Source organism: Escherichia sp. WS568 (assembly GCF_046486085.1).
Classification (GTDB): Bacteria; Pseudomonadota; Gammaproteobacteria; order Enterobacterales; family Enterobacteriaceae; genus Escherichia; species Escherichia coli.
This window is the reverse complement of sequence record NZ_JBJQMC010000015.1, coordinates 83910-110719: the sequence shown is the minus strand read 5'-3', so window position 1 is coordinate 110719 and position 26810 is coordinate 83910. Positions and strand designations below refer to the sequence as shown.

The following is a 26810-nucleotide window of genomic DNA, read 5'->3' as shown; positions in this document are numbered from 1 at the left end:
AGGATCGCATTATATCTCCGTGCTAGAAAAAACAAGTTTAATTCTGTTTTTTCACGGAAGGTCACTATGGCTTCAACAAATGCGCATCAAATAAAAAATAATGATCAAAACTCTTTATGTGGTCTGGGTGACAAAATACGCCGCCTGACCGCCGGAGTTTGTTTATTTACACAAATTTTTTTCCCCGTCATGGCGACGGCACAAAATGTGGTACACGCTAAGCCTCAGACGACAGTTTCATCTCCGTCCCCTCTAATAGAAAATAATACTGTGCCTTACACGCTTGGTGCGCTGGAATCAGCGCAAAGCGTTGCTGATCGATTCGGTATTTCACTGGAGGAGCTTCGTCGTCTTAATCAGTTCCGTACTTTTGCTCGCGGCTTTGATAACGTGCGCCAGGGTGAAGAGCTGGATGTTCCGGCAACAACCTTGCAGAAAAGTCATGAGCAACAAAATGCCGTACCGCCTGCGAATGGCGAAAACACGCTGGAGAATCAAATAGCCAGCACTTCGCAGCGAGTTGGCCCCCTGCTTTCACAAGATATGAATAGTGAGCAGGCCAGCGGCATGGCGCGTGGTTGGGCGTCTTCAGAAGCCTCAGGCGCGATGACTGATTGGTTAAATAACTTTGGCACTGCGAAAATCTCTCTGGGTGTGGATGAAGATTTCAGCCTGAAAAATTCGCAATTCGACTTCCTGCATCCGTGGTATGACACACCCGATTATCTGCTCTTCAGCCAGCATACCCTTCACCGAACAGACGATCGTACCCAGATCAACACCGGTTTGGGCTGGCGTCATTTCACCCCCAGCTGGATGTCAGGCATCAACCTGTTTTTTGACCACGACCTGAGCCGCTATCACTCCCGCGCGGGGCTTGGCGCAGAATACTGGCGTGATTATCTGAAGTTGAGCAGCAACGCTTATATCGGCCTGACCGGCTGGCGTAGCGCACCGGAATTGGATAATGACTACGAAGCCCGCCCGGCCAACGGCTGGGATTTACGCGCGGAAGGCTGGTTACCAGCCTGGCCACAACTGGGTGGAAAACTGGTCTATGAACAATACTATGGTGATGAAGTGGCGCTGTTTGACAAGAATGATCGCCAAAGTAATCCCCATGCTATTACCGCGGGCCTCAACTATACCCCCTTCCCGCTTCTGACTCTCAGTGCGGAACAGCGTCAGGGGAAACAAGGTGAAAATGACACACGTTTTGCCGTTGATCTGACCTGGCAACCCAGCAGTTCAATGCAGAAACAGCTTAACCCGGACGAAGTGGCCGGACGGCGCAGTCTGGCCGGTAGTCGTTATGACCTGATTGATCGCAACAACAACATCGTTCTGGAATATCGCAAGAAAGAGCTGATTCACCTGAGTCTGCAGGATCCGGTGAAAGGAAAGTCTGGAGAAATAAAACCGCTGGTTTCCTCGATACAGACCAAATATGCCCTGAAAGGCTATAACATCGAAGCCGCTGCGCTGGAAGCTGCCGGAGGTAAAGTCAGGACGTCTGGAAAAGATATCACGGTCACGCTGCCAGGTTACCGCTTCACTAACACTCCAGAAACCGATAATACATGGTCGATAGACGTTACCGCCGAGGATGTAAAAGGTAACCTGTCACGTCATGAACAAAGCATGGTCGTCATTCAGGCTCCGACATTAAGCCAGAAAGATTCTCTGTTATCCGTTAATCCGCTAACCGTAGCTGCAGATAAAAAATCGACGACCACATTGACCGTTACTGCACACGATTCCGACGGAACTCCGGTGCCGGGGCTGGCGCTGCAAACCCGCAGTGAAGGCGTTCAGGATATCACCCTGTCTGACTGGACAGATAACGGAGATGGTAGTTACACACAGATGCTGACCGCCGGAACGACATCAGGTTCAGTAACACTGACGCCGCAAATTAACGGTGAGAGTGCGGTAAAAGAATCCATCGTCGTTAATATCGTCCCTGTTGTCTCATCCCGCGACCATTCATCAATAACAATAGATAACGTATCGTATTATGCCGGAGACGACATCAAGGTTAGGGTGGAACTGAAAGACGACAGCAATCAACCGGTTGCTTATCAAAAAGAAGAATTGGTAAAAGCCGTTACTGTCGAAAACAGCAAACCTGGCGCCACGATTGTCTGGCACGAAGAGCAGCCGGGCGTTTATGCCGCGAATTATCCGGCCCATAAGCAAGGGACAGCACTAAGGGCACAACTTAGCCTTCACAACTGGAATGCTCCACTGCAATCGCATATTTATAACATTGAGGCAAACCAGAATAAGGCTCGCGTCGCCACATTATCAGCGACAAATAATGACGTTTACGCCGATAAAAAGACATTTAATACCCTCACGATCAACGTCACTGATGAGAGTGATAATCCCCTGACAAATCATCAGGTCACCTTTAAGAATGAAAAAGGAAGCGCTGAATTTGTCGAACCGCCGCAGCAAAATACGGATGCATATGGTGTTGCCACAATCAACATGGTAAGTCAGGTTGCGGAAGAAAATACGATTAGTGCCACGCTGCCAAATGGTTTCTCACAACGGATAATTGCGAAATTCGTTAGCGATTCGAGTACGCCAAAATTCAAACAACTGGTTGCCGATCCAGATACCATTATTGCTGGCAACAGCCAGGGCAGTACTCTGACCGCCACCGTCACAGACTTTCATAACAACCCGTTAAAAGATATGAAAGTGAATTTTGTGGCACCTGGTGGCTCGCAACTGGACAACACGACCGCCACAACAGACCAGTCCGGTATTGTGCGAGTGCACCTGACCAGTTCAAAAGCTGGTAGCTATTCCGTCGATGCCTCGCTTGAGGCGGATAAAAATATTCACCAGTCGGTCACGATCACCGTGGTCCCAAACAGGGAACAATCGGTAATGACCTTAAATGCCGGGTCGGGCAGTGCGATCGCTAACAATACAAATACCGTTATCCTGACAGCCAGTGTGAAAGATGTTTATGGACACCCGTTGCCGGATGAGGATGTGAAATTTACCTTGCCAGCCTCCATGACCGGGAACTTCACGCTAAGTAGTGAGACCGCCCGCACCGATGCAAACGGTGATGCCGTGGTTACATTGCGAGGCACAAAAGCGGGTGAGTTTACAGTTACGGCGACGCTGACCAGAAATAACACCGTTGCTCATCAGCAAGTCACTTTTATTGGGGATACAAACAGTGCGCAGCTCCAGCCGCTGACTGCCTCATTAAATACCATTGTTGCGGGTGACAGTACGGGGAGTACCCTGACGGCAACGATCCTGGACGCTTACCAAAATCCGCTTAAAGACCAGCTGGTCACTTTCCAGAGTAACGATGTCACTCTAAGTGGAACAGAAGTCACCACCAATACGCTGGGTCAGGCGACGGTAACAATGACCAGCAATATTGCCGGGCAACATAACGTCGTGGTGAGCCGGAAAGCGCAAGTCTCCGATAATAAAACGTTTAGTTTATCAGTGCTGCCGGATGAAAGTTCGGCGAAGGTAATAAGTATAACCGGAGCCGAAAAAACGATAACGGTTGGCGAAAACATCACGCTACGGATACTCGTCCAGGACGCGTTTAACAATGTAATATCAGGTCAACGCGTCAGATTAAGTGCGCAGCCAACAGCTAACATTACGATAGGCGATACGGCTTACACCGATAATAACGGTTATGCATACGTTAACCTTATTAGCACCCAGCCTGGGGTTTATCAGGTGACGGCAACGCTGGACAATAACAGTAGTAGTAAGGTTGACGTGAATGTGGCAAATGGCAAGCTCGAGTTAACATCATCGAAGCCAGAAACCACGGTCCATAACAGTGAAGGTATTACGCTTACCGCAACGGCGAGAAATGCGCGGGATGAATTGATGCCTGGGCAAATTATCACCTTTAGCGTAACGCCTGAAGGTGCAACGCTAAGCAATACAGGGGAAATCCTTACTGACCAGTCTGGTCAGGCCAAAGTGACGCTGACCAGTAACAAAGTGAATGTCTATACCGTTACGGCCACAATGGGCAAAGATGTTCCCGTTCAGAGCCAGGTAACGGTTGCGGTTAAGGCAGATGCTAAAACGGCACATGTTGTGAGCGTCGTGGCTTCTCCTGACACCATAACCGCCGACGGCGTTGATAGCAGCACCATCACGTCACGAGTAGAAGATGATTACGGATTCCCGGTTGAAGGTGTCGATGTTAGTTATGCCTTAGACACCAAAGGCAGCCCGGTAGTTAATATTCCAACTACGCGTACCGATCAGTCCGGGCAAGTCACGGCGACAATAACCAGTACATTGGCAGAAACCTTAATAGTCAATGTGCAAGTTCCTGGTACAGCCAACCAATCCGCAACCATTACATTGGTTGCCGGCACGGCCGATGAAAGTAAGTCAATTTTGAAATCCGACGTTGACACTCTGAAGGCTGACTACCAGCAGAGCGCAAAACTTACGCTAACATTGCAAGACAAGTACGGTAACCCGATAGTGACGTCTGATCATCTGGAATTTGTCCAGTCAGGCCCCTTCGTGAACTTTCTCAAGTTGAGCGATATTGATTACAGCCAAAGAAATTATGGCGAGTACACCGTGACTGTCACTGGCGGAAAAGAGGGAACAGCGACTCTCATTCCCATGCTGAACGGGGTTCATCAGGCAAACTTAAGCGTATCGCTGAATCTCATCCGCTCGATAAAAGAAATGTCCGGTCATGTCACTGCAAACAACCATACCTTCTCCACGGCTAAATTCCCGAGCGAAGGTTTTGCAGGAGCGTATTACACACTCAACAATGATAACTTTGAAGCGGGTAAAACCGTTGATGATTATATGTTTTCAAGTTCACAGAGTTGGGTGTCGGTCGATGCGTCAGGTAAGGTTTCTTTCGCAAATATCGGCGATCAAACGTCAGTCACAATAAGCGCTGTTCCCCGACAAGGAGGTACAACCTACCAGACCTTAATTAAGCTGAAAGGCTGGTGGGTGAATAATGGAAATCATACCAATATCTGGCTAGCTGCCAATGCGCTCTGTCATGCTAAAAATGATGGATATACTCTTCCTGCCATCACACATTTGACGTCTGGAGAAAACCAACGCACACAGGGATCGCTATATGGTGAATGGGGGAACGTTGGAGCGTTTTCCAGTAATTCGCAATTTACACAAGGTGCTTACTGGACAAGTGAATCTGATGATTACAATCGGCACTACTATGTGCAGATGCTAACGGGTATGACCGGAAGCGACGCTGATTCCAGCCCCCAACTGACCGCCTGCCGTAAATCACTTTAATTTCAGCAGGTTATTAAGGATACCCTTGTGCGAGGGTATCCTTTCCGACTGATAACAAACGCTACATTGCCTGATCCGCTGCGCTTATCAGTCCTATATAACCCCTGCAATATCTTGAATTTATTGTTTTTGTAACCCAGCCGGCATGAACGGCCACTCAAGAAACTCAACAGCAACCGTTGATGTCAGCCAGACCCCGTTTTCCGCTTGCCAGAAAGGGAGGCCTCGTTTCGCCATTTCCTGTGCTTTGACGGTTAAAATAACCGGCGATCCGTGTCTTGCTCCCACTTTGCGTGCCGTTGCTTCATCAGCAGAGAGATGTACGTAGTGACGCTCACCTGCAATCAGCCCCTGTTTTTTTATCTCGTCAAGGAAACGGCTTGCCGTACCGTGGTAGAGAAACTGTGGCGGTGTTTTTTCGGCAAAGGAAATAGCGACCTGCGAAGTCGAATGCCCCTGAACCGCGCGGATGCACCTACCATCACTGGAATAACTAAAACGCTTTTTATCGCTGGTGGCGACAACGGTATCCAGCAATGCACGGGTTAACCGCTTGCCCGCTTTTTGGGCACAAAGTATGAGCTTATCGATATCCGCCCATCCTTCACGGTCCAGTACGATACCAATCGACTCCGGTTTGTGTCGGAGGACAAAACTTAAAAACTTGCTCGTATCCGCCAGCTCTTTTTCGTTGTACTTTGCCATCTCGTTTTCGTCCCTGGATTTTCTGTTTTTATTTACTTATGTCATTGTCACTGGGTTTATGAATTTACTGCAATTCAATCCAGCGCAGAACCTTTTCCCTATAGCGTAATTTTTCCGCTATGCAAAAAACGCATAGCCAGAAACATACTTGCATTTTCCCCATACCCACATGGCTGATAAGGTTTTTCAGCTCCAGGAATTTTCCTGGCTCAAGCAACACACAAACACAAAAAAACAATGGGGATTGTTATGACACAACAAGGGGATGCTGTAGCCGGGGAGCTGGCGACAGAAAAAGTGGGTATTAAAGGGTATCTGGCTTTTTTTCTCACCATAATCTTTTTTTCCGGTGTTTTTTCCGGAACAGACAGCTGGTGGCGCGTTTTTGATTTTTCCGTTCTGAACGGATCGTTTGGGCAACTGCCTGGTGCGAACGGAGCCACCACCTCGTTTCGCGGGGCGGGTGGCGCGGGGGCTAAAGATGGCTTTCTCTTTGCGCTGGAGCTGGCACCGTCAGTCATTCTCTCTCTGGGAATTATCTCGATTACCGATGGTCTTGGCGGATTGCGCGCCGCGCAGCAGTTAATGACGCCCGTGCTAAAACCGTTGTTGGGCATTCCAGGGATCTGCTCGCTGGCGCTGATCGCTAACCTGCAAAACACCGATGCCGCCGCCGGTATGACCAAAGAGCTGGCGCAGGAAGGTGAAATTACCGAACGTGATAAAGTGATATTCGCCGCATATCAAACCAGCGGTAGCGCCATTATCACCAACTACTTCTCTTCCGGCGTCGCGGTGTTTGCCTTTCTGGGCACGTCCGTAATCGTACCTTTAGCCGTCATCCTGGTGTTTAAATTTGTCGGAGCCAACATTTTGCGCGTCTGGCTTAACTTCGAAGAACGTCGCAACCCAACGCAAGGAGCGCAAGCATGACAACTCAGGTCCGCAAAAACGTCATGGATATGTTTATCGATGGCGCGCGCCGTGGCTTTACTATCGCCACCACCAACCTGCTGCCAAACGTGGTGATGGCGTTTGTCATCATTCAGGCGCTGAAAATTACCGGCCTGCTCGACTGGGTGGGGCATATCTGTGAACCGGTAATGGCGCTGTGGGGATTGCCAGGTGAAGCGGCAACCGTCCTTTTAGCCGCATTAATGAGTATGGGCGGCGCAGTCGGTGTTGCCGCCAGTCTGGCGACCGCTGGCGCATTAACCGGCCACGATGTCACCGTTTTACTGCCCGCGATGTATTTAATGGGCAACCCGGTGCAAAATGTCGGTCGCTGCCTGGGGACAGCCGAAGTGAATGCCAAATATTACCCGCATATCATTACGGTCTGCGTGATTAACGCATTGCTGTCGATCTGGGTTATGCAGCTTATTGTTTAACAAGGAGTTACCATGATTGATTATACCGCAGCCGGTTTTACCCTGCTGCAGGGAGCGCATTTGTATGCGCCGGAAGATCGGGGAGTTTGCGATGTCCTCGTCGCTAACGGCAAAATTATCGCCGTTGCCAGTAATATCCCTTCTGACATTGTACCGGACTGCACGGTTGTCGATCTCAGCGGGCAGATCCTCTGCCCAGGTTTTATTGATCAACACGTTCATTTGATTGGCGGTGGCGGTGAAGCAGGTCCCACGACGCGCACGCCGGAAGTGGCGTTAAGTCGCCTGACGGAAGCGGGCGTCACGTCAGTGGTTGGTCTGCTGGGCACCGACTCTATCTCTCGCCACCCGGAATCCCTGCTCGCCAAGACCCGTGCGCTCAATGAAGAAGGCATCAGCGCCTGGATGCTGACCGGCGCTTATCATGTCCCTTCCCGCACTATTACGGGTTCCGTGGAAAAAGACGTGGCGATTATCGATCGCGTGATTGGTGTGAAATGCGCCATCTCTGATCACCGTTCTGCCGCACCGGACGTTTATCACCTGGCTAATATGGCGGCGGAATCCCGCGTTGGCGGTTTGCTTGGCGGTAAACCTGGCGTCACCGTGTTCCACATGGGCGACAGTAAAAAGGCGTTACAGCCTGTCTATGACCTGCTGGAAAACTGCGATGTGCCGATCAGCAAGCTGCTGCCGACCCACGTTAACCGCAACGTTCCGTTGTTTGAGCAGGCGCTGGAGTTTGCGCACAAAGGCGGCACTATCGACATCACCAGCAGCATTGACGAACCGGTCGCCCCTGCCGAAGGTATTGCCCGCGCCGTTCAGGCGGGTATTCCGCTGGCACGCGTCACCCTCAGCTCCGACGGCAACGGTAGCCAGCCGTTCTTCGATGACGAAGGGAATTTAACCCATATCGGTGTTGCCGGTTTTGAAACGTTGCTGGAAACCGTGCAGGTGCTGGTCAAAGACTATGATTTCAGTATCAGCGATGCCCTGCGCCCGCTCACCAGTAGCGTAGCCGGTTTCCTTAACCTGACCGGGAAAGGCGAAATTCTGCCAGGCAATGATGCAGACTTACTGGTCATGACGCCAGAATTGCGCATTGAGCAGGTATACGCTCGCGGCAAACTGATGGTCAAAGACGGCAAAGCCTGCGTGAAAGGAACGTTTGAAACGGCTTAAACGGTTGTCAGCCGCCCGAATGGACGTAGAATGCCCGCAAGGGCGGCTGACAGAGTAAAACGTAATGGATGGCTGTGGTGCGGTTTTGCATAATATTGAAACAAAATGGCTTTATGATTTTCTGACCCTGGAAAAATGCCGCAACTTTTCCCAGGCGGCAGTCAGTCGCAACGTCTCGCAACCGGCATTCAGCCGCCGCATCCGTGCACTGGAACAGGCGATTGGCGTTGAATTGTTTAACCGCCAGGTGACGCCGCTGCAACTCTCGGAACAAGGGAAAATCTTTCATTCGCAGATCCGCCATCTGTTGCAACAGTTAGAAAGCAACCTGGCAGAGCTGCGTGGCGGCAGCGATTACGCGCAACGTAAAATCAAGATAGCCGCTGCACACTCTCTTTCCCTCGGTCTGTTACCGTCCATTATCAGCCAGATGCCGCCGCTCTTTACCTGGGCGATTGAAGCCATTGATGTCGATGAAGCGGTCGATAAACTGCGTGAAGGGCAAAGTGACTGTATTTTTTCCTTTCACGACGAAGATTTGCTGGAAGCACCATTTGACCACATTCGCTTATTTGAATCTCAATTGTTCCCCGTCTGCGCCAGTGACGAACACGGAGAAGCACTTTTTAACCTCGCGCAGCCACACTTTCCGTTACTGAATTACAGCCGCAATTCCTACATGGGGCGATTGATTAATCGCACCCTGACGCGCCACAGTGAGTTAAGTTTCAGCACCTTTTTTGTCTCTTCGATGAGCGAGCTTTTAAAGCAGGTTGCCCTCGACGGCTGTGGGATTGCCTGGCTACCGGAGTACGCCATACAACAAGAAATTCGCAGCGGGCAGCTCGTTGTGCTTAATCGGGACGAACTGGTGATCCCGATTCAGGCTTACGCATACAGGATGAACACCCGTATGAATCCCGTTGCCGAACGCTTCTGGCGTGAACTGCGCGAGCTGGAGATTGTGCTTAGCTGACATTATTCTGCAGAACATGGAATTTTGACATTAACGCCGGATGGAGATTAATCCATCCGGCAAACGCATTTATTATCTTGAATAACTCAGGCCTTTGCTTCGTTGAAGCGCAGTAAACGGAAACCTGTAGAAGCATAGATCAACGCAAATATCATCGAGCAGAAACAGAATACACAGTACGGCAAGTAACTAAACGTCGGCACGCCTAGTGTTGTCGCCATATACAATCCGGCAGCTGACCACGGAATAATTGGCGCGCTCATGGTGCCAAAATCTTCCAGCGTTCGGGCTAAGACTAACGGTGATAAATTAAGATCTTCGAATTTCTTCATCATCAATTCAGATATAACAATCTTATTCAAACCATCAGAACCGGTAAGTAAGTTAATGATGATCGCTAAAACACCGCTTGCCAGAATAGCGCCAAAGGCACTTTTTATTTTGTTTGCCGCACTTTGTAATGTGACATCCATCATTCCTGTTCCCGTCAGGATGCCAGCAAACATCATGGCGCAGATAATAAATGACAGGAATCCGCCCTGATTATTCAGGCCGCCTTGTTCAAGCAGTTCTTTCACAGAAGGTAACAGCGTCGTTGAATCAGTGATCATCGTCAGACGGAAACCACTCATTGTGGCCTTAATACCTTCGGCCAGCGGGAAACCTTGATACAGCCATCCAACCAATACGGCCACGAACGCACTGCTTAATAATGCCGGTACTGTAGGCAAACGCAAAAAGGTAAAGCACAGAACAATAAGCATAGGCAGTAGCGGTAACAGACCAAACTTATATAACTCTTTGAGCTGTACCAGCATCTGCATGCTTTCTGGTGAAATAGAGCCCGTAGAAGTATGAATCATTCCCAGCCAGGTAAAAAACAGCAGGCTAATAATCGTTGATGGGATGGTCGTCCAGAGTAGATATTTAATCAGATCATAAAGTTTAGTTTTGGTTACCGCTGAAGTCAGGTTAGTGGTATCACTTAACGGTGAAAGTTTGTCGCCAAAATAAGCCCCGGTAACAATGGCTGCCGCCAGAATTGGAAGATCGGCATGTAAGCCGGAACCGATGCCCATTAATGCAACACCAATAGAAGCGACAGATCCCCATGATGCCCCGGAAACATAGGACAATACTGCGTTCAGAAAAAACGCTATAGCATAAAGCCATGCGGGCGCAACCAGTAACATACCGTAATAAACCAGCATCGGCAGTGTACCTGCATAGCTCCATGTCGCGACCATAAAGCCAACGAAAATAACGATAAGTACCGGTGCCATCACCGCCGAAATCTTATCGATAATAAACCCCTGGATTTCATCCCAGGTATATTTCAGCTTAGCCATTGCAATAATGCAGGAAAACGCCGCTGAAATTAATAAACAGACGCTGGCAGGCCAGCCCATAACACCGATGCCAACAACCAACACGATCATCATAAAAATGATCGGTGTAAGCGCGACATAAAAACTGGGTTTTTCTCTCATAACTTTATTCCCTGTTAAAAGACTTTTACGCCATTTTGCTGTAAGCGTTCCTGTACCGTCTGAATATCTACCTGTGAAACGGTAGTGTTATTTTTAATGGCAATAGCAGCGGCAGTCCCTGCACCTTCTCCAGTGACAATACAACACCCCATATTACGGATTGTCGCATAGGCGAAATTATCTGCATCGATTGCCCGTCCGCAAACCAACAGGTTTTCAACTTGCTGCGGAATCATTACGCCATAAGGGATTTGAAAATAGTTCGCTTCAAGAGGTAATTTAAGATGACCATTTCCATCTATAAACTCAGGGAATACCCCTATTGAATCCGCATGACGTCCCTCATTACAAATATCATTTTCCGTAAGCTGGACTCGCCCAATAATATGTCTTGATTCTCTTGTTCCCACCGTCATACCGAAATTTTTTAATTGTGCCTGTTCAAATCCTGGCTGGAATTGACGCAACGCTTCAATCGCCTGCATGGCTTGCTTGCGGCCTTCTATTTCTGCACGCGTCAGGTCAAAAACATCCGTACAATCGACGGCAGGGATGCTGACAACGTTCAAGTAATTCGCATCACCATACTCGGTGACCGTACTCCAGGAACCGCCTAACGTCACATCTTTTGGAATAATTCCTGCCGACTTTCCTTTCGCAAAGACTTTACCCAGATAAGGGCTAAACATATCGCGACAAGATTCATGAACATCATAAGACCAGTTTTTATTTTCTTCATCCGCCCCCCAGTCTCCATATTTAGGTTCCGTGCTCTTAATATTTTGCATGAACGCGTTTTTATTTATATTTGCGCAACTAAAAACGGTTGTCATACACATTAGCTCTTCGCGTTCACGCTTAATAAATGGTGCTCCGGCAAACCATGCAATATCGGCATCGCCAGTACAGTCAATAATGACATTCGCCAAAATAGCCTGACGACCAGATTTACTCTCTGTTATTACGCCGAGTAAATTATTGCCCTGCTTAATAACATCAACGGCGGTAATGTGTAGTACGCGGCGCACACCTGCCTGTTCAAGCATTGCATCCGCAACCAGTTTGAAACGCTCGGCGTTAATAGCCTGACTATTCGATTGCGGCTCAGGGCTGGACGCCCCCATTGATTTTGCCGTTTCTTCTATTTCGCGTGCCAGTCCACCTGACTCTACCGTATTTTCATGACGCCACCAGGCAATTGACTCGACGCCAGCCGTTGTCATCATTCCGCCAAAACAACCGAAACGTTCAATCAGCATAGTAGCTGCGCCTTCACGAGCGGCACTCATTGCTGCGGCAATACCCGATGGACCACCACCAACAACTAACACTTCCGTGGTTGCCAGTACAGGTATATTACGAGCGGGTTCCAGATAAAATTCCATACTTTATCTCCGTATTCAATAATTGAGTAAAACAATCCCCCGCGCTTATATAAGCGCGTTGATATTTTTAATTATTAACAAGCAACATCATGCTAATACAGACATACAAGGAGATCATCTCTCTTTGCCTGTTTTTTATTATTTCAGGAGTGTAAACACATTTTCCGTCTCCCTGGCTAATAACCACATTGGCATTTATGGAGCACATCACAATATTTCAATACCATTAAAGCACTGCATCAAAATGAAACACTGCGATATTAAAATTCTTTCAATTTGAAAAGCATCAATCTGCATGCTCAACATTTGGATAGAGATTATAGATTTTAAGCTTGCGCCATAATGTTGTACGACCAATTTTTAATACTTCAGCTGCTTTAGTTAGATTCCATTCGCAGACACGACATGTATGCTCAATAGCTTGCATCTCCAATTCTGCCAGTGAAGTAAGATGAGGGATATCATCGTCGCCACTACTGTTATTTTGTCGGATATCCAGAGGAATATTCTCTAATCCGAGGACAAGCCGATTGCAGTTAATAAATACCTTCTCCATTCGATTTTTGAACTCGGAGATGTTTCCAGGCCAACGGTACTCAAGCAGAACTGAATTTGCGTCAGGCGTGATTGTCATTTTTTTTCGAGTGCGCTCCTGATACTTATCAATAATATCGTCAATCATTTGCTTGAGATCTTCACGACGTTTGCGCAATGGCGGAATTTCAATTTCATTCATGGAGATCTCATAATATAGCTGTCGGCTAAAAGCCCCTTGTTGCACGTACTCACGTAAAGAACTACTGGTACATGTAATCAGGCGAAAGCGTACGGGGATCAAACGATGACTGTCTGAGCGAGTAACAAGCCCCGTTTTCAATACTTTCAATAAAACACTCTGAACTTCCCCTGATAGATATTCGACTTTATCCAGATATAAGGTGCCATTATGAGCCAGTTCAAATTTCGATGGCGAAGGACCAACATCAGAGCCAAGAAGTTCGTGTAAGATATTTTCTGGTGATAGCATCTGACAATCTACAGAAATAAATGGCCCATCACGTTGCTCGCTCTCATTATGTATTGCCATCGCCAAACTCAATTTTCCCACACCTTCTTCGCCATTGATCAAAATCGGAGAGATGGATTTAATTGCCCGGCGAGCGATAAGTAATACCTGCTTCATACCACCTGAAGCCGCATGTAAACTGTCAAAGGTAAAATTTGCATTAGTGCTTATTTGCTGTTGGGCTATTTTCCTGATTTTGTCTAATGGATGAAGAAAAAGCAAAAACGAACCATCGCTTAACGGGCGAAGGGTAACCATAAGTTCAATAAATTCGCCACGGCATTCGAGGACAATTTGCTTTTGCGATAGTTTGTTCCGTTGTGTAATTGCCTCATTCAAAATCGGCGGAAATACGAATCCTTTTCGGATGTTCTGACCAATTAAACTTTCTTTATCAATATTCAGTAGTGTTTGTGCTTGAGAATTAACCATCGTAATTAAAGAATGACTATTCCAACAAATAAAACCGTCATCCATGCATTCAATCACAGCATTATGCTGGCAAAGTACTTTGTTTATTAACTTTTGTTCATTCTCAATATAGATATAATTAGCGATTTCTGTTGCACATGAATATGATGTTTTTAATTTAACAAGCTCGGCGGTAGTTTCAATTATACATACAATGTATCCATGGATATTACCATAATAATCAATGACCGGAGCAGCGCTCATCGCATAACAATGTAGCTGTTCACTAAAATGTTCTGCTCCTTCCAGTTGTGTATATAAATTTGTTTCCCGACAAAGACTATATACATTGGTTCCAATGCCATCTTCGGCCCATGACATACCAGATTCAATTCCTAACTCTCGCAATTGACTGGAATAATCGCCTGCTGCATTCAACGATAGAACCCAGCCGTGTGGGTCAATGATCAAAAATGCCAACCGGTCGTCACCAGCCAGGGTGAAATGGTCTTCAACAACTCTTTGTGAAATTCTAATAAACTCTTCGTTACGAGAAAAAATCGTCTGCAATGTTTGCCCGGAAGCTTTGACAGGCGTGTTCCAGTGGCGAGGGTCACAATGCTTGAGACATTTTTGCCATGACCTCAGCATCACATGATTAGTCGAATTTGTCGCGACCCAACCATGCTTAACAAACATTTTCCATTTATTTTTTAGATCATTATGATACGACTCTTTATTCATTATAATAATATCCATTCAAGTCATTTTCAGAACTTGTATCAGAATGCTATGCCAGTAAGCTTGATCAAACGCAATAATATCTAGTCTGGATCATTACAAAAACAGACCTTATCAACAATGTAACCATACATACATTAGAAAGAATAACCGTTAAAGCAATAAAAAACGAATAATACATTAGATAAATTTTAAAAATGCCAACAACATCTGAAATCTTTGCGTTTGATATTTATCATTATTCAAACTGAAACAACACAGGCATACGAGTTGTTTCACTGTGAAACAGTGCAGCGAAATTTGTTCTGCCCTTTTATTTCCTCAAAGATATTTCGTCGTTAAATTCCAAAATTGACTGACTATTCAACTCAGCGTAAATATCAGGAGAAATAATGTATGGCGAGGATGCGTGCAATCGAAGCTGCAGTAGAAATACTGAAAAAAGAAGGCATTAGCGTTGCTTTTGGTGTACCCGGCGCAGCAATCAACCCACTCTATGCCGCGATGAAAAAATCAGGCGGTATTGATCATATTCTGGCCCGTCATGTTGAGGGCGCCTCGCATATGGCTGAAGGTTACACCCGCAGTCAGAATGGCAATATTGGCGTGTGTATTGGCACATCAGGCCCTGCGGGCACTGATATGATTACGGGGCTTTATTCCGCCTCCGCGGATTCCATTCCTATTCTCTGCATTACTGGTCAAGCTCCCGTAGGAAAACTTCATAAAGAAGATTTCCAGGCCGTCGATATTGAGGCTATCGCCACGCCAGTAACCAAAATGGCTCGCACAATTCTCGAAGCGGGTCAGTTGCCGGGGATATTCCAGAAAGCCTTCTGGGAAATGCGTTCAGGCCGCCCTGGCCCGGTTCTTTTAGATCTCCCTTTTGATGTTCAGATGACCGAAATTGAGTTTGATATCGATCTCTATCAGCCACTAACCCCCTGGCAACCTCAGGCAACACGGGCCCAGGCCGTACGCGCATTAGAAATGCTAAATGGCGCCGAAAAGCCCGTCATCATCGCTGGCGGTGGCATTATTAACGCCGAAGCGAGTGAATTGTTGCGTGAGTTTGTCGAGTTAACTGGCGTTCCCGTCATTCAAACCTTACGCGGTTGGGGCGCATTATCAGATGATCATCCCCTAATGATTGGTCGCATGGGATGTCAGGCGGGTCATCGCTATGGTAACGCCAGTTATCTGGCCTCCGATTTTGTTTTTGGTATCGGTAACCGTTGGGCAAACCGTCATACCGGAGCCATTGAGACCTACACCGAAGGCCGCAAATTCATTCATGTTGATATCGAACCTGCACAAATTGGCCGGATATTTGCGCCGGATCTGGGCATTGTTTCTGATGCTGAAAGCGCCTTAACGCTATTTATTCAGGTCGCCCGTGATATGAAGTCACGTGGAGAACTGAAAGACCGCAGTCGCTGGATTGCCGAATGTGCCGAGCGTAAACGCACAATGCTTCGTCGTTCAGACTTTGACTGCAATCCAATTAAACCGCAGCGCGTGTATCACGAAATGAATAAGGTTTTCGGACCGGAGACACGCTATATTTCGACAATTGGTCTGGCGCAAATCGCCGCAAACCAATTTTTACATGTTTACCGCCCACGCCACTGGATTAATGCCTGTCAGGCTGGGCCGCTAGGCTGGACAATGCCCGCAGCACTGGGCGCGGTAAAAGCTGATCCATCTGTTCCCGTTGTGGCAATATCCGGTGATTACGATTTTCAATTCTTGATTGAAGAATTAGCCGTCGGCGCACAATTTAATCTTCCGTATATCCATATTTTACTTAACAACGCTTATCTTGGTTTGATTCGTCAATCACAACGTGCATTTGATATTGATTATTGCGTTCAACTGTCATTTGAAAATATTAATGCTCCAGAAATTAATGGTTATGGCGTTGATCATAAAGCTGTGGTTGAAGGATTAGGATGTAAAGCGATTCGCGTATTCGCATCACAGGATATTGCGCCTGCACTGCAAGAAGCCCAGCGTTTGCGTGACGAATTTCACGTACCTGTTGTTGTGGAAATTATTGCTGAACGCGTGACTAATATCGCTATGGGACCTGACATTAATAAAGTCACAGAATTTGAAGAAATTCTCGATTTATAAGGAAACAGGATTATGGCAAAGTTTGCAGCAAATTTATCTATGCTCTTTACCGAGTATCCATTTATTGAACGTTTTGCACAGGCAAGTCACGCAGGATTCCACGGCGTTGAGTATCTTTTCCCCTATGACTTTTCTGCAGATGAGTTGGTTTCGCAACTGCATCAACATAATCTGACGCAGGTTCTGTTTAATCTTCCTGCGGGTAACTGGCAAGAGGGTGAACGGGGTATTGCATGTCATCCTGGTCGGGCAAAAGAATTTCAGGAGAGCGTTTCCAGGGCAATAGAGTATGCATTGGCCCTTAATTGTTCACAAGTTAATTGCCTTGCAGGAAAACATCCAGGTGGTTATTCGCATGAACAATGTCATGAAACACTGGTCGAAAATTTGCGCTATGCGGTAGATAAATTGGCTTCTCATGGGATAAAGTTAGTTCTGGAAGCCATTAATACAAAAGATATTCCCGGTTTTTTTGTTAACAATACCAGACAAGCTCTCAATATTATTCATGATGTAAAACATCCTGATTTGCGCTACCAATACGATATTTATCATATGCAAATCATGGAAGGGAATATTGCTACAACAATCAAAAACAACCTGAATAACATTGGACATATTCAATTAGCCGATAACCCTGGGCGTCATGAACCAGGGACGGGAGAAATTAATTACCCGTGGTTGTTAAATTATATAGACCAGATTGGTTATCAGGGATGGATTGGTTGCGAATATATTCCATCTACGACAACGACTGAAAGTCTACGCTGGCTAAAAAACGAGACTCAATTTTAATCCCTGAGGTATTTATCATGAATATTGGATTTATCGGCACCGGCATAATGGGTAAGCCGATGGCTTATAATTTACAACAAGCCGGACATACTCTTTATTTTTCAGCGCATTTTGAACCTGCACCGCAAGAGCTTATTGGTGAACGTGGCATTGTTTGCTCTACACCGCGTGAAGTCGCGCAGGAGTGTGAGGTCATCATCACCATGCTCCCTGATACCCCACATGTTGAGGATGTTCTTTTTCATCCCAACTATGGCGTAATACACGGTTTAAGCCACGGGAAAATTGTCATTGATATGAGTTCAATTTCCCCGGTTGCCACCAAAGCATTTGCACAACGTATTATCGCGGGAGGCGCGGAATATATCGATGCGCCCGTCTCTGGCGGTGAAGTTGGCGCGAAAGCCGGGACGCTTTCCATTATGGTTGGCGGATGTGAAGAGGTTTATTTACAGATCAAACCGATTCTGGAATTGATGGGTAAAAATATCACTCTGGTCGGGAACGTCGGTGATGGTCAAACGTGCAAAGTCGCTAACCAAATTATTGTTGCACTGAATATTGAAGCGGTGGCTGAAGCCCTGCTCTTTGCCAGTAAATCAGGTGCCGATCCCGCCCGCGTACGTGAAGCTCTGATGGGGGGTTTTGCTTCCTCTCGTGTATTGGAAGTTCATGGCGAACGGATGATCAAAGGGACATTCGCCCCTGGTTTTCGAATTAGCCTGCATCAAAAAGATCTGAATCTGGCACTGGAGAATGCTCGCCTGTTGAATACCCCGCTTCCTAACACGGCTATGACGCAACAATTATTTAGCGCCTGCGCCGCGCTCGGTGGTAAAGAGTGGGATCATTCTGCGTTAATTCGGGCGCTTGAAACACAAGCCAATTTCACTATCCGTAAATAATGAATTAAGGGAACCACCGGTTCCCTTCGTTCACTCGTTGCCCTGCCCCATTCCCCTATTTTGAGAGACCTGCTATGAAGATAGTTATCTCCCCCGACTCCTTTAAAGAATGCCTTCCCGCATGGAAAGTCGCCGAAGCGCTGGCAACCGGCTGGCGCAAGGTCCTGCCTGGCAGCCAACTGGTGTGTTTGCCCGTGGCTGACGGCGGCGAAGGCACGCTCGAAACACTCATTCATGCGACTGACGGTACGTTTTACACTAAAAAAGTCACCGGACCGCTTGGCGAATCAATACATGCGCAATACGGTATTTTAGGCAACCAAACCACCGCAGTGATAGAACTGGCACAAGCTTCAGGGCTGGAACTGGTTTCTCCTGTCCAGCGTTCTCCCCTTTATACGACGTCGTTTGGCACTGGCGAACTTATTCTCGCCGCCCTGGAACACAATATTGATACCGTTATTCTATGCCTGGGTGGCAGTGCTACAAATGATGGCGGTATTGGGTTGATGTCGGCACTTGGCGCATCGTTTACAGACGCCGAAGGGCTATCAGTCTCTGTTAATGGGATGGGGCTGGCGGCAATTCACCACATTGACTTACAGCACCTCGATCCACGATTGAAAAATGTGAAATTTATTGCAGCCTGTGATGTCACCAACCCACTAACCGGCGATAACGGCGCGACTCGGGTTTTTGCTCAACAAAAAGGGGCCAGTGCTGACAACCTTGAGCAACTGGAACAGGGAATGAAAAACTATGCCCGTTGCATCTACCGTTGTTGTGGTAAAGAAGTCGATACGATACCCGGTTCTGGGGCGGCTGGCGGCGTTGGCGCGGCCTTGATGGCTTTTCTCGATGCTCGCTTACAACCGGGTATTTCGCTCGTGCTGGAAGCGATTCAATATACCCAACATTTAAAATATGCAGCATTGGCGATTGTCGGTGAAGGTAAATTAGACCGTCAAAGCCTGAATGGCAAAGCACCTGTGGGGGCGGCCAAAATCGCCCAGATGATGGGCGTTCCGGTTATCGCAATTGCCGGGTATATCGATGATCAACTTGATTTGAATGAGTTACGCCAGTGTGGAATCGAAGCCTGTTTTTCCGTCGTCAATGGTCCTTGTGATTTACCCACCGCGCTGAGTCAGGGGGAAAATAATTTAATTCGTCTCGGAGAAAATTTGGCAGGGTATTTTCATGCAGTCCTGAGTTAATTCCCGTTCGGTAAAATGCCCGATAATGCAAATTACCGGGCATTCCTGAACATCATTATTCATCTCTCGCGGTTTTCTCTTCAGCCGCAAGCTGTGTCAAAAAACTCTTCAATAAAATAAACACTACGCCGCAAAGCGGTAGTCCGGCCAGGATAGAGACCGTTTGTAGCGGTTGCAGACTTTGCGCATCAAGAAGATAGAGTGTGATTGCGACGATTCCGGTCATAATCAACCAAAATGCCACGTTCCAGAATGCCGGTTCACTCTCACTATCTGCCCGTTTTTGCGTCGCAAAACCGAGGGCATAACCCACAGTACAGTGTCCGGTAATATATGAAATTAATGCTATAGCCCCAAAAGCAACCAAAAACACCTGACTTGCGGGTAGCTGCTCCAGTAAACGAGAAACGACAACGCCTCGCCCTTGTTCGTTAAGTATGGGAACAAAATCGATGACATGAGTTGTCTGCAACGATAAGCCGAAATTAGCCAGTACCATGTAAAAAACCATGCATCCCAATGAACCTGCCAGAGTTCCACATACAATCAATTGCCGGATCGTCCTTCCTTTTGAAATACGGGCGATAAATAAACCGAATGGGATGGCATACACGACCCACCATGAAAAATAAAATACGGTCCACATCTGTGGAAATCCGCTACGACCAATAGCATCGGTACTTAAACTCATCGCTACAAAATTTTGCAGCATCAGGCCGAAACCATCAATTGATTGGTTAAGTATAAAAGCTGTCGGTCCACAAATCAGTATTGCCAGTAGCATAAAAATATCGGCACGAATATTCCAGTTACTGGCCCATGCCACACCTTTTTTAAGTCCAAAAAAGAGAATTAATAATGGCACTAGCGTCCAGATAAAAATAACCATGACATTGATAAACTGCCCGGCAGGATCCAGATGGAACACATGGCAAAATACGGCAGAAATCATCGGCGTTCCCAGCGCCAGAGACGTTACCGCGCCGCCGAGCAAACCAAACATGTAGAAAAAATTCACACAATGCCCGCAAAAACCATCAGCACGTGCCCCCAGACACCCACGGCATAAATCACTGACCTTTAATGAGTTCGTTTTCTTAACATGCATAAACCAACCAATGGGAACGGCACAAATCAGATACCATGCCCATGCGGACGGCCCCCAATGGAACATGCCATAAGCAGAGGCCCAACGAGCAGCCTGAGCGCTTCCTGCTGTCGCGCCAAAAGGCGGTTGCTGAATGATCCAAATCCACTCTACAGAGGCCAGATATAACAAGCTGCCCCCCGTTCCAGAAGTAAAAATAAGTCCAAGCCAGGTTAACAAGCTGAAGTCAGGCTTTTCTCCCGACTGACCTAACAAGATATCGCCATAACGTGAGAAGGCCAGCCACAGACAACAAAGTACAACCAGAAAAGTCATGACCAGAAAAATCCCGCCCATTTCCCAGGTTAAAAAATGATGTATTTTATTTATATACCGGCTGGTATCTTGTGGATATATCGTCAAACACAGAATGATTACCGCAATAAATAATATTGCTGGGATAAACACATTCAGTTCAATCAAAGAAAAGCGTTTTTTTAAATATTGCATTTCAGTCTCCTGAATGTTTTCATTCAATGAGGACGAATATTTCGCCGTTCCTTTTTCATGTGTTGCAATTGTCGGGAAAGGCGTAAAGAAAAAAAGGCGCAAATAAGTGAAAGTACCGCAATACAATACAGAGCTAAACCACACTGATGCTGTTGCAGCATGAACAGGAATATCCCCAAAAAGAGGCCGCAGAGAACTGTGGTTATCCAGTAATTGGCACTTAAGTGCTCCAGGTCATCATCCCTCATGGTCTTTCTCCTGCAAGGCGCAGAGAGGCTTTCAGCTCTCTGCGCCTTGTTGTTATGCCAGACGTACGCCCTGCTGTTGCAGCGTGTTTTGCAAATCAGGAATAGCAACCTGACGCACGGTGCAATGTTGCTGTAGCGAAACCACGGCGGCAGTGCCTGCGGCCTCACCGGTAACGGCACAACACATCATGTTGCGCATAGAAGTATGTGCAACTACGCCTGCGGAAATACAGCGACCGGCGACCAAAAGGTTCTCCACTTTTTGTGGCACCAGACAGCCATAGGGGATCTGAAAGAAACGCCCGGTCGTTGGCAAAATGAGATAACCGGAACCATCAATAAATTCCGGGAAAATCCCTACACTGTCCGAACAACGCCCCTGATTAAGGACGTAATCATCAGCAATACGTATTTCCCCCTCAATAAGCCGTGATTCGCGTGTACCCAGCGTGGCGCCAAAATTGCGTAACCGTACATTTTCAAAGCCCGGAACATAATGGCGTAGAGCGTCAATTGCCCATAATGCTTGCTGCCTTCCGGCGATTTCTGCTTTGGTTAAATCGAAGACATCGGTACAGTCAAAACCAAAGGCGTACACCATATTCATCTGAAACGCTTCGCCGCTTTCAGAAAAGGTTGACCAGGTTCCGGCAATCGCCTGGGCGTCGCCTGGAATCACACCATCCTGCTGCGCCCGGGTAAAAATATCCTCCATATAAGGGCTAAACATCTGGTCTTCTTTGCCCGTGGTTTGAATCGTCCAGTTTTTTCCCCAATCCGCGTAGGTCGGCTTAAGTTCTTCCGCAACAAAACGGTTAAAGCGCGCCACATCGACACCTGCGCAACTGAACATCACGGTGACGCCCATCAGTTGGTCCTTTCCCCGTTTCGTCCAGGGCGCGCCTGCACGAGCAGCAATATCAGCATCCCCCGTGCAATCGACGATTCTTTTCGCCAGAATTGCCCCTCGTCCTGATTTGTTCTCGACAATAACACCGCATAACGTATCCCCTTCCTTGATCACATCCACAACCCAGGAGTGATATAACGGCTCAACGCCAGCTTCCGTTATCATCTGATCGGCAACAACTTTAAATCCTTCAGTATCTATAACTTCGCTAATTGACTGAGGTTCTGGTCGCGTGAAGCCCAATGCTCGCGCGCGGCCTTCATATTCACGACAAATCCCTTCACAATCTTCCGTCCCCGGATGGCGATACCAGGCAAAACTTTCCACACCAACCTGCGTCAATACGCCGCCTAGTGAGCCGTAACGCTCAACAATCATGGTTCTGGCACCTAGCCGCCCCGCCGCTATCGCCGCCGTTAATCCTGCCGGACCGCCCCCGATAACCAGAACGTCCGTTTGTGCAATGACTGGCGTTTGCCGTGCACTTTCATTAATCATGTCCACCATTGGTTCCCCCATCAGATTCAGGATGCGCAATCCGCATTGTTTTCAGTGATTTCATTGACTTGATTTTTACTTTTACGATTCACACGCTGGAGGACCAGTGCGGCGATAAGGCCGATGAATGCGCAAACCAACATGAACAGGAAAACATCCTGATAACCGGCAATACCCGGTTTGCGGTCGACCATATTGCCCACCATCGTGTAGCAGTAGATTTCCGGGAAATAGGTCAGTAAAGAGATCAGACCCGCAGCAGTCCCTGTGACTTTTGCCGGGATCCGAATCTCATCAATAATTGAGAAGAACACGGCATTCGCAGAGTAAATAAACACGCCCAACGCAACCATATTCGCCAGCGCAATAGTGACGTAGCGCGACTCACCGGGCAGGAAGAAATAAACGGTAGTAAAGACAATCATGCCGATAAAGGCGTAAATCATAAAACGCGTGCGTGACGCACAGCGGTCGGCCAGTTGTCCGCCAATTAATCCCCCCATCGCAAATAACACATAGGCGCGAAGAATACTGGCAACTGCCACTTCCGATTCGCCCATATGCAGGATCTGCGTGAGATACGGCGTGACCATGCCAAAGCCGATATAAATTGACCACATACAAAAGGTCACAACACCTGCCAGCCAAACCGTCGGCATTTTCAGCACGAATGCCATATCTGCCAGACGGAAATTCGCTTTATCTTCGCTGTGCGTTTCATCCTGACAAACAAACCAGGCTAAAACACCGGCCAGAATAGTCACTACGGAATAAAAAATAATTGTCGCCCGTAAACCATCAACACCTTCGCCAAATTTGGCAAATACCGGCACGGAAAGAAATCCCAGTACAATGGAGGTTAATCCCTTACCCAGAAACCAGTAACCGTATAAGCGACCTTGTTCTTCGCTGGTTCCCAGGGTACGAATAATTCGCACACACACGGCCCAAAACGTAAATACGGTTGTAACAGCCCAAAGTGCATGTAACAAACAGATCATAGTATACGAGGGGAAGGTCGCATAATAAAAACCACTTATCCCGGTGGAAATTAATGAAAAGGTCATTAATTTACGTGCAGAAAATCTATCGGCAGCCCAACCGCCAGGTAGATATAATAAAAAGTTCACCAGACCATAGGCTGTCATTAGAAAACCAAGTTCAGCATTAGTCGCTCCTGTAGCCTGCTGCATCGCGTCGTAATAGGTTTCCCGTAAATAAGGCAATTTATATATTGCACTTCCGGCAATACCACATAACGCCAGCGTGATCCAACGTTTCCAGTTACTGGTCATATTTATTCCCGAATGAAGTATTTAAAATGACACCAACGGCCTGCTTTGCACAGGCCGTATTATTTTTTTAAAGTCCCAAATGATGTGCAGTTAAAATTGCGCAAAGAACGTCCTGCGCTGTTACTACGAATGGCATATTATGGATAGTTTCCCCTTCAGCAGTCGCTGCTTCAGCCACTGCCCGTAATTTATCTTTATTAATTTCCTTCACGCCTAACATATGAAGATTTGTCGGCAGACCAACGCTATGGCAGAAATTGAGTACGGTTTCAATTTCCTCCTGTGGTGCGTTTTCCAGTACGAGCTGTACCAGGACGCCAAATGCCACTTTTTCACCGTGGTAGCAATGATGGCATTCCTCCAGTTGCGTCATGCCGTTATGAATGGCATGAGCTGCCGCCAGGCCGCTACTTTCAAATCCAATGCCGCTAAGATAGGTATTAGCTTCGATAATATTCTCTACCGCTTTGGTGCTAACACCTTGTTCAACCGCGACTTTTGCCTTATAGCCATCTTCCAGTAGCGTGGTATAACAGAGTCGGGCAATAGCCAGTGCCGCCAGTGTCGACGCCCCACCTGCCATTGTGGCTTTTCCTGACGCCTGATTGGCTCTCGCCTCAAACCAGGTTGACAATGCATCTCCCATACCGGCCACCAGCAGACGCACTGGCGCGGCTGAAATGACGCCAGTATCCATAATCACCATATCCGGGTTTTTCGGGAAAAACAGATATTCGCTAAACTGGCCTTCCGGGGTGTAAATTACTGCCAGAGAACTGGTTGGCGCATCTGTGGAAGCAATTGTCGGCACCACCACTACCGGAATTTTTTGGTAATACGCTACGGCTTTTGCCGTATCCAACGTTTTACCGCCGCCAATACCAATAACGACATTATATTTACGCTGATTAAATTTCTCACGAATTCGAGAAATTTCATTTTGCGAGCATTCACCGCAAAAAACATCAAGATCCGCAATAATGTTTTCTCTTGCAAAGCTCTGGCTTACTCTGTCACCAACCAGACCGGTCACAAATTCATCTGCAATAATTAATGGTTCTGTTCCCAAACTCGCCGCATATGTAGCAATATTATCCAGAGAACCATTTCCCTGGATATATTTAGCCGGACTTATAATAATCTTATCCATATCATTCCTCGCGTAACTTGTTTTGCTTCACTGTTAACCTACTCGTTGCATCCAGTGGCGGCAAACATTTCATTCGCGAAAAATTATGTTTTATGATCGCGCTGTAAAAAACATCATCTGCAGATGATAATAAAAAACACTTTTCATGCCTTAATCACAATATATCAATATCCATACTGGTCCCTTTTCATTTTGAAACAACACCATGAATTAACTGTTTCATTATGAATCTTATTATCGTGCGATTTGTTTTATTGCGGTTGGAGAATTAATCTCGCAAACATATTTAGCGCGATTTACGTAATTTATCAGAACAGGAATGACTATGAAGAAATTAATTAACCAGATTGATTCTGTTGTCACAGAACAAATGGAAGGACTCATCGCCACCTGGCCACACCTGCAGGCAAATTACGCGCCCCGATATGTGTGGTGCAAACAAACCGATAATGCAGTGGCGCTGATTTCAGGCGGCGGCTCAGGCCATGAACCACTGCATGCAGGTTTTGTCGGTATGGGAATGTTAACCGGTGCATGTCCTGGTGAAATCTTCACATCGCCCACGCCAGATCAAATGATCGAATGTGCCAAAGCGGTTGATAATGGTTCTGGCGTTCTGTTTTTCATCAAAAATTACACAGGCGATATTCTGAATTTCGAAACGGCAGTCGAGATGTTACACGAAGAAGGCATCGCCGTTGGGACCGTCATTATTGATGATGATGTAGCGGTAAAAGATAGCCTGTATACAGCCGGACGTCGCGGTGTTGCGGGTACAGTTTTTGTTGAAAAGATTGTCGGTGCGGCTGCACTTCAGGGATATAACCTGGGGCAGTGCGAGCAACTTGGCAAAGATGTTAACAATGCCACCCGTTCTTTTGGCATCGCACTGTCAGCCTGTACGGTTCCCGCCGCGGGAAAACCCTCATTTGAACTGGCTGATAATGAAATCGAATTTGGTGTCGGGATCCACGGTGAACCCGGCATTGAACGCCGCACTTTGCAAGATCTGAACACTTTAATCGACAGCGTGATAGCGCAATTACTGGATAATACCCCCTGGCGACGCACATTACGCCATTGGGATCGCCATGCGGGGGGATGGATTGACGCATCATCAATGAATGAGTCATTCGATCAAAATGCCGAATATATTGTGTTAATTAACGGACTTGGCAGCACGCCTGAATCAGAGTTATATGGTGTGGCCAGGGTATTTATGTGCGCCGCACAGCGCCAGGGAATTAAAATTAGCCGCCAGTTGGTCGGTAATTATTGTACATCATTAGATATGGCCGGATTTTCCATCAGCCTGCTGAAATGTACCCCAGAGTTTTTGCAACTTTGGGATGCCCCGGTCAATACGCCAGCGCTTCGTTGGGGATGTTAATAAGGACATTAT

18 protein-coding genes are annotated in these 26810 nt (G+C 47.1%); 10 read left to right on the top strand and 8 right to left on the bottom strand.

The window, feature by feature from the left end; translation table 11 throughout:
* The first annotated feature begins 66 nt into the window (after positions 1 to 66).
* Positions 67 to 5307: an inverse autotransporter IatD gene (gene iatD, locus ACJHWR_RS16885; protein WP_000168882.1), complete on the top strand. Its 5241-nt coding sequence runs from the start codon at positions 67 to 69 to the stop codon at positions 5305 to 5307.
* Positions 5308 to 5427: 120 nt separating this feature from the next.
* Here the strand turns inward: iatD and kptA are convergent, their stop codons facing one another.
* A complete protein-coding gene (kptA, locus tag ACJHWR_RS16880) occupies positions 5428 to 6012 on the bottom strand; it encodes an RNA 2'-phosphotransferase (protein ID WP_001151868.1) in 585 nt (194 codons plus the stop codon).
* 249 nt (positions 6013 to 6261) lie between these two features.
* Between kptA and ACJHWR_RS16875 the strand changes: the two genes are divergently transcribed.
* From ACJHWR_RS16875 to hypT, 4 genes are all read left to right on the top strand, one after another.
* Positions 6262 to 6945, top strand: coding sequence for a nucleoside recognition domain-containing protein (locus ACJHWR_RS16875; RefSeq protein WP_001295597.1), 684 nt, complete (start codon positions 6262 to 6264; stop codon positions 6943 to 6945).
* Positions 6942 to 7403, top strand: coding sequence for a YjiG family protein (locus ACJHWR_RS16870; protein WP_000211971.1), 462 nt, complete (start codon positions 6942 to 6944; stop codon positions 7401 to 7403). The genes ACJHWR_RS16875 and ACJHWR_RS16870 overlap by 4 nt, the downstream gene beginning before the upstream one ends.
* Positions 7404 to 7415: 12 nt before the next feature.
* The gene (gene iadA / locus ACJHWR_RS16865; protein WP_000568441.1) at positions 7416 to 8588 is read left to right on the top strand and encodes a beta-aspartyl-peptidase; all 1173 of its coding nucleotides are present in this window, start codon (positions 7416 to 7418) and stop codon (positions 8586 to 8588) included.
* A 64-nt stretch (positions 8589 to 8652) separates the two neighbouring features.
* On the top strand, positions 8653 to 9564 hold the full coding sequence (gene hypT / locus ACJHWR_RS16860) for a hypochlorite stress DNA-binding transcriptional regulator HypT (protein WP_000348507.1): 912 nt from the start codon (positions 8653 to 8655) through the stop codon (positions 9562 to 9564).
* A gap of 86 nt (positions 9565 to 9650) precedes the next feature.
* On the opposite strand, the gene nhaC is transcribed toward hypT, so the two are convergent.
* From nhaC to dhaR, 3 genes are all read right to left on the bottom strand, one after another.
* Positions 9651 to 11054 (bottom strand): Na+/H+ antiporter NhaC, encoded by a 1404-nt coding sequence (gene nhaC / locus ACJHWR_RS16855; protein WP_001208425.1) that lies wholly within the window; start codon positions 11052 to 11054, stop codon positions 9651 to 9653.
* Positions 11055 to 11068: 14 nt separating this feature from the next.
* Positions 11069 to 12439: a putative intracellular survival FAD-dependent oxidoreductase IbeA gene (gene ibeA, locus ACJHWR_RS16850; protein WP_000397938.1), complete on the bottom strand. Its 1371-nt coding sequence runs from the start codon at positions 12437 to 12439 to the stop codon at positions 11069 to 11071.
* 286 nt (positions 12440 to 12725) lie between these two features.
* Positions 12726 to 14660 (bottom strand): dihydroxyacetone kinase operon transcriptional regulator DhaR, encoded by a 1935-nt coding sequence (dhaR, locus tag ACJHWR_RS16845; RefSeq protein WP_001312419.1) that lies wholly within the window; start codon positions 14658 to 14660, stop codon positions 12726 to 12728.
* Between the two features lie 393 nt (positions 14661 to 15053).
* On the opposite strand from dhaR, the gene gcl reads away from it, so the two are divergent.
* The 4 genes from gcl (at position 15054) to ACJHWR_RS16825 (ending at position 19710) form a co-directional block, all read left to right on the top strand.
* The gene (gene gcl, locus ACJHWR_RS16840; RefSeq protein WP_012311859.1) at positions 15054 to 16793 is read left to right on the top strand and encodes a glyoxylate carboligase; all 1740 of its coding nucleotides are present in this window, start codon (positions 15054 to 15056) and stop codon (positions 16791 to 16793) included.
* Positions 16794 to 16805: 12 nt separating this feature from the next.
* Positions 16806 to 17588: a hydroxypyruvate isomerase gene (hyi, locus tag ACJHWR_RS16835; RefSeq protein ID WP_001051319.1), complete on the top strand. Its 783-nt coding sequence runs from the start codon at positions 16806 to 16808 to the stop codon at positions 17586 to 17588.
* 17 nt (positions 17589 to 17605) lie between these two features.
* Positions 17606 to 18493: a 2-hydroxy-3-oxopropionate reductase gene (locus ACJHWR_RS16830; protein ID WP_001020472.1), complete on the top strand. Its 888-nt coding sequence runs from the start codon at positions 17606 to 17608 to the stop codon at positions 18491 to 18493.
* 74 nt (positions 18494 to 18567) lie between these two features.
* Positions 18568 to 19710 carry a glycerate kinase gene (locus tag ACJHWR_RS16825; RefSeq protein ID WP_000706586.1) on the top strand — a complete coding sequence of 381 codons (1143 nt, stop codon included), beginning with the start codon at positions 18568 to 18570 and terminating at the stop codon, positions 19708 to 19710.
* A 55-nt stretch (positions 19711 to 19765) separates the two neighbouring features.
* On the opposite strand, the gene ACJHWR_RS16820 is transcribed toward ACJHWR_RS16825, so the two are convergent.
* The 4 genes from ACJHWR_RS16820 to ACJHWR_RS16805 all read right to left on the bottom strand — a co-directional run bounded on the left by ACJHWR_RS16820 (position 19766) and on the right by ACJHWR_RS16805 (position 25408).
* Positions 19766 to 21307 (bottom strand): BCCT family transporter, encoded by a 1542-nt coding sequence (locus ACJHWR_RS16820; protein WP_001199692.1) that lies wholly within the window; start codon positions 21305 to 21307, stop codon positions 19766 to 19768.
* Between the two features lie 300 nt (positions 21308 to 21607).
* Positions 21608 to 22972 (bottom strand): FAD-dependent oxidoreductase, encoded by a 1365-nt coding sequence (locus tag ACJHWR_RS16815; protein ID WP_000228119.1) that lies wholly within the window; start codon positions 22970 to 22972, stop codon positions 21608 to 21610.
* A gap of 17 nt (positions 22973 to 22989) precedes the next feature.
* A complete protein-coding gene (locus tag ACJHWR_RS16810; protein ID WP_000203401.1) occupies positions 22990 to 24258 on the bottom strand; it encodes an MFS transporter in 1269 nt (422 codons plus the stop codon).
* Between the two features lie 67 nt (positions 24259 to 24325).
* Complete coding sequence (locus ACJHWR_RS16805; RefSeq protein WP_000357817.1) at positions 24326 to 25408, bottom strand: glycerol dehydrogenase; 1083 nt, start codon at positions 25406 to 25408, stop codon at positions 24326 to 24328.
* A 325-nt stretch (positions 25409 to 25733) separates the two neighbouring features.
* On the opposite strand from ACJHWR_RS16805, the gene dhaK reads away from it, so the two are divergent.
* A complete protein-coding gene (gene dhaK / locus ACJHWR_RS16800) occupies positions 25734 to 26798 on the top strand; it encodes a dihydroxyacetone kinase subunit DhaK (RefSeq protein WP_000733759.1) in 1065 nt (354 codons plus the stop codon).
* Positions 26799 to 26810: the final 12 nt, after the last annotated feature.

Excerpts from the sequence above, each read along its gene's own strand:
- dhaR (WP_001312419.1), bottom strand. The coding sequence starts at position 14,660 with ATGAATAAAGAGTCGTATCATAATGATCTAAAAAATAAATGGAAAATG.
- ACJHWR_RS16830 (WP_001020472.1), top strand. The coding sequence starts at position 17,606 with ATGAATATTGGATTTATCGGCACCGGCATAATGGGTAAGCCGATGGCT.
- ACJHWR_RS16805 (WP_000357817.1), bottom strand. The coding sequence starts at position 25,408 with ATGGATAAGATTATTATAAGTCCGGCTAAATATATCCAGGGAAATGGT.
- iatD (WP_000168882.1), top strand. The coding sequence starts at position 67 with ATGGCTTCAACAAATGCGCATCAAATAAAAAATAATGATCAAAACTCT.
- ACJHWR_RS16810 (WP_000203401.1), bottom strand. The coding sequence starts at position 24,258 with ATGACCAGTAACTGGAAACGTTGGATCACGCTGGCGTTATGTGGTATT.
- ACJHWR_RS16870 (WP_000211971.1), top strand. The coding sequence starts at position 6,942 with ATGACAACTCAGGTCCGCAAAAACGTCATGGATATGTTTATCGATGGC.
- ACJHWR_RS16820 (WP_001199692.1), bottom strand. The coding sequence starts at position 21,307 with ATGCAATATTTAAAAAAACGCTTTTCTTTGATTGAACTGAATGTGTTT.
- kptA (WP_001151868.1), bottom strand. The coding sequence starts at position 6,012 with ATGGCAAAGTACAACGAAAAAGAGCTGGCGGATACGAGCAAGTTTTTA.
- dhaK (WP_000733759.1), top strand. The coding sequence starts at position 25,734 with ATGAAGAAATTAATTAACCAGATTGATTCTGTTGTCACAGAACAAATG.
- iadA (WP_000568441.1), top strand. The coding sequence starts at position 7,416 with ATGATTGATTATACCGCAGCCGGTTTTACCCTGCTGCAGGGAGCGCAT.
- ibeA (WP_000397938.1), bottom strand. The coding sequence starts at position 12,439 with ATGGAATTTTATCTGGAACCCGCTCGTAATATACCTGTACTGGCAACC.
- hypT (WP_000348507.1), top strand. The coding sequence starts at position 8,653 with ATGGATGGCTGTGGTGCGGTTTTGCATAATATTGAAACAAAATGGCTT.
- hyi (WP_001051319.1), top strand. The coding sequence starts at position 16,806 with ATGGCAAAGTTTGCAGCAAATTTATCTATGCTCTTTACCGAGTATCCA.
- ACJHWR_RS16875 (WP_001295597.1), top strand. The coding sequence starts at position 6,262 with ATGACACAACAAGGGGATGCTGTAGCCGGGGAGCTGGCGACAGAAAAA.
- gcl (WP_012311859.1), top strand. The coding sequence starts at position 15,054 with ATGGCGAGGATGCGTGCAATCGAAGCTGCAGTAGAAATACTGAAAAAA.
- nhaC (WP_001208425.1), bottom strand. The coding sequence starts at position 11,054 with ATGAGAGAAAAACCCAGTTTTTATGTCGCGCTTACACCGATCATTTTT.
- ACJHWR_RS16815 (WP_000228119.1), bottom strand. The coding sequence starts at position 22,972 with ATGGTGGACATGATTAATGAAAGTGCACGGCAAACGCCAGTCATTGCA.
- ACJHWR_RS16825 (WP_000706586.1), top strand. The coding sequence starts at position 18,568 with ATGAAGATAGTTATCTCCCCCGACTCCTTTAAAGAATGCCTTCCCGCA.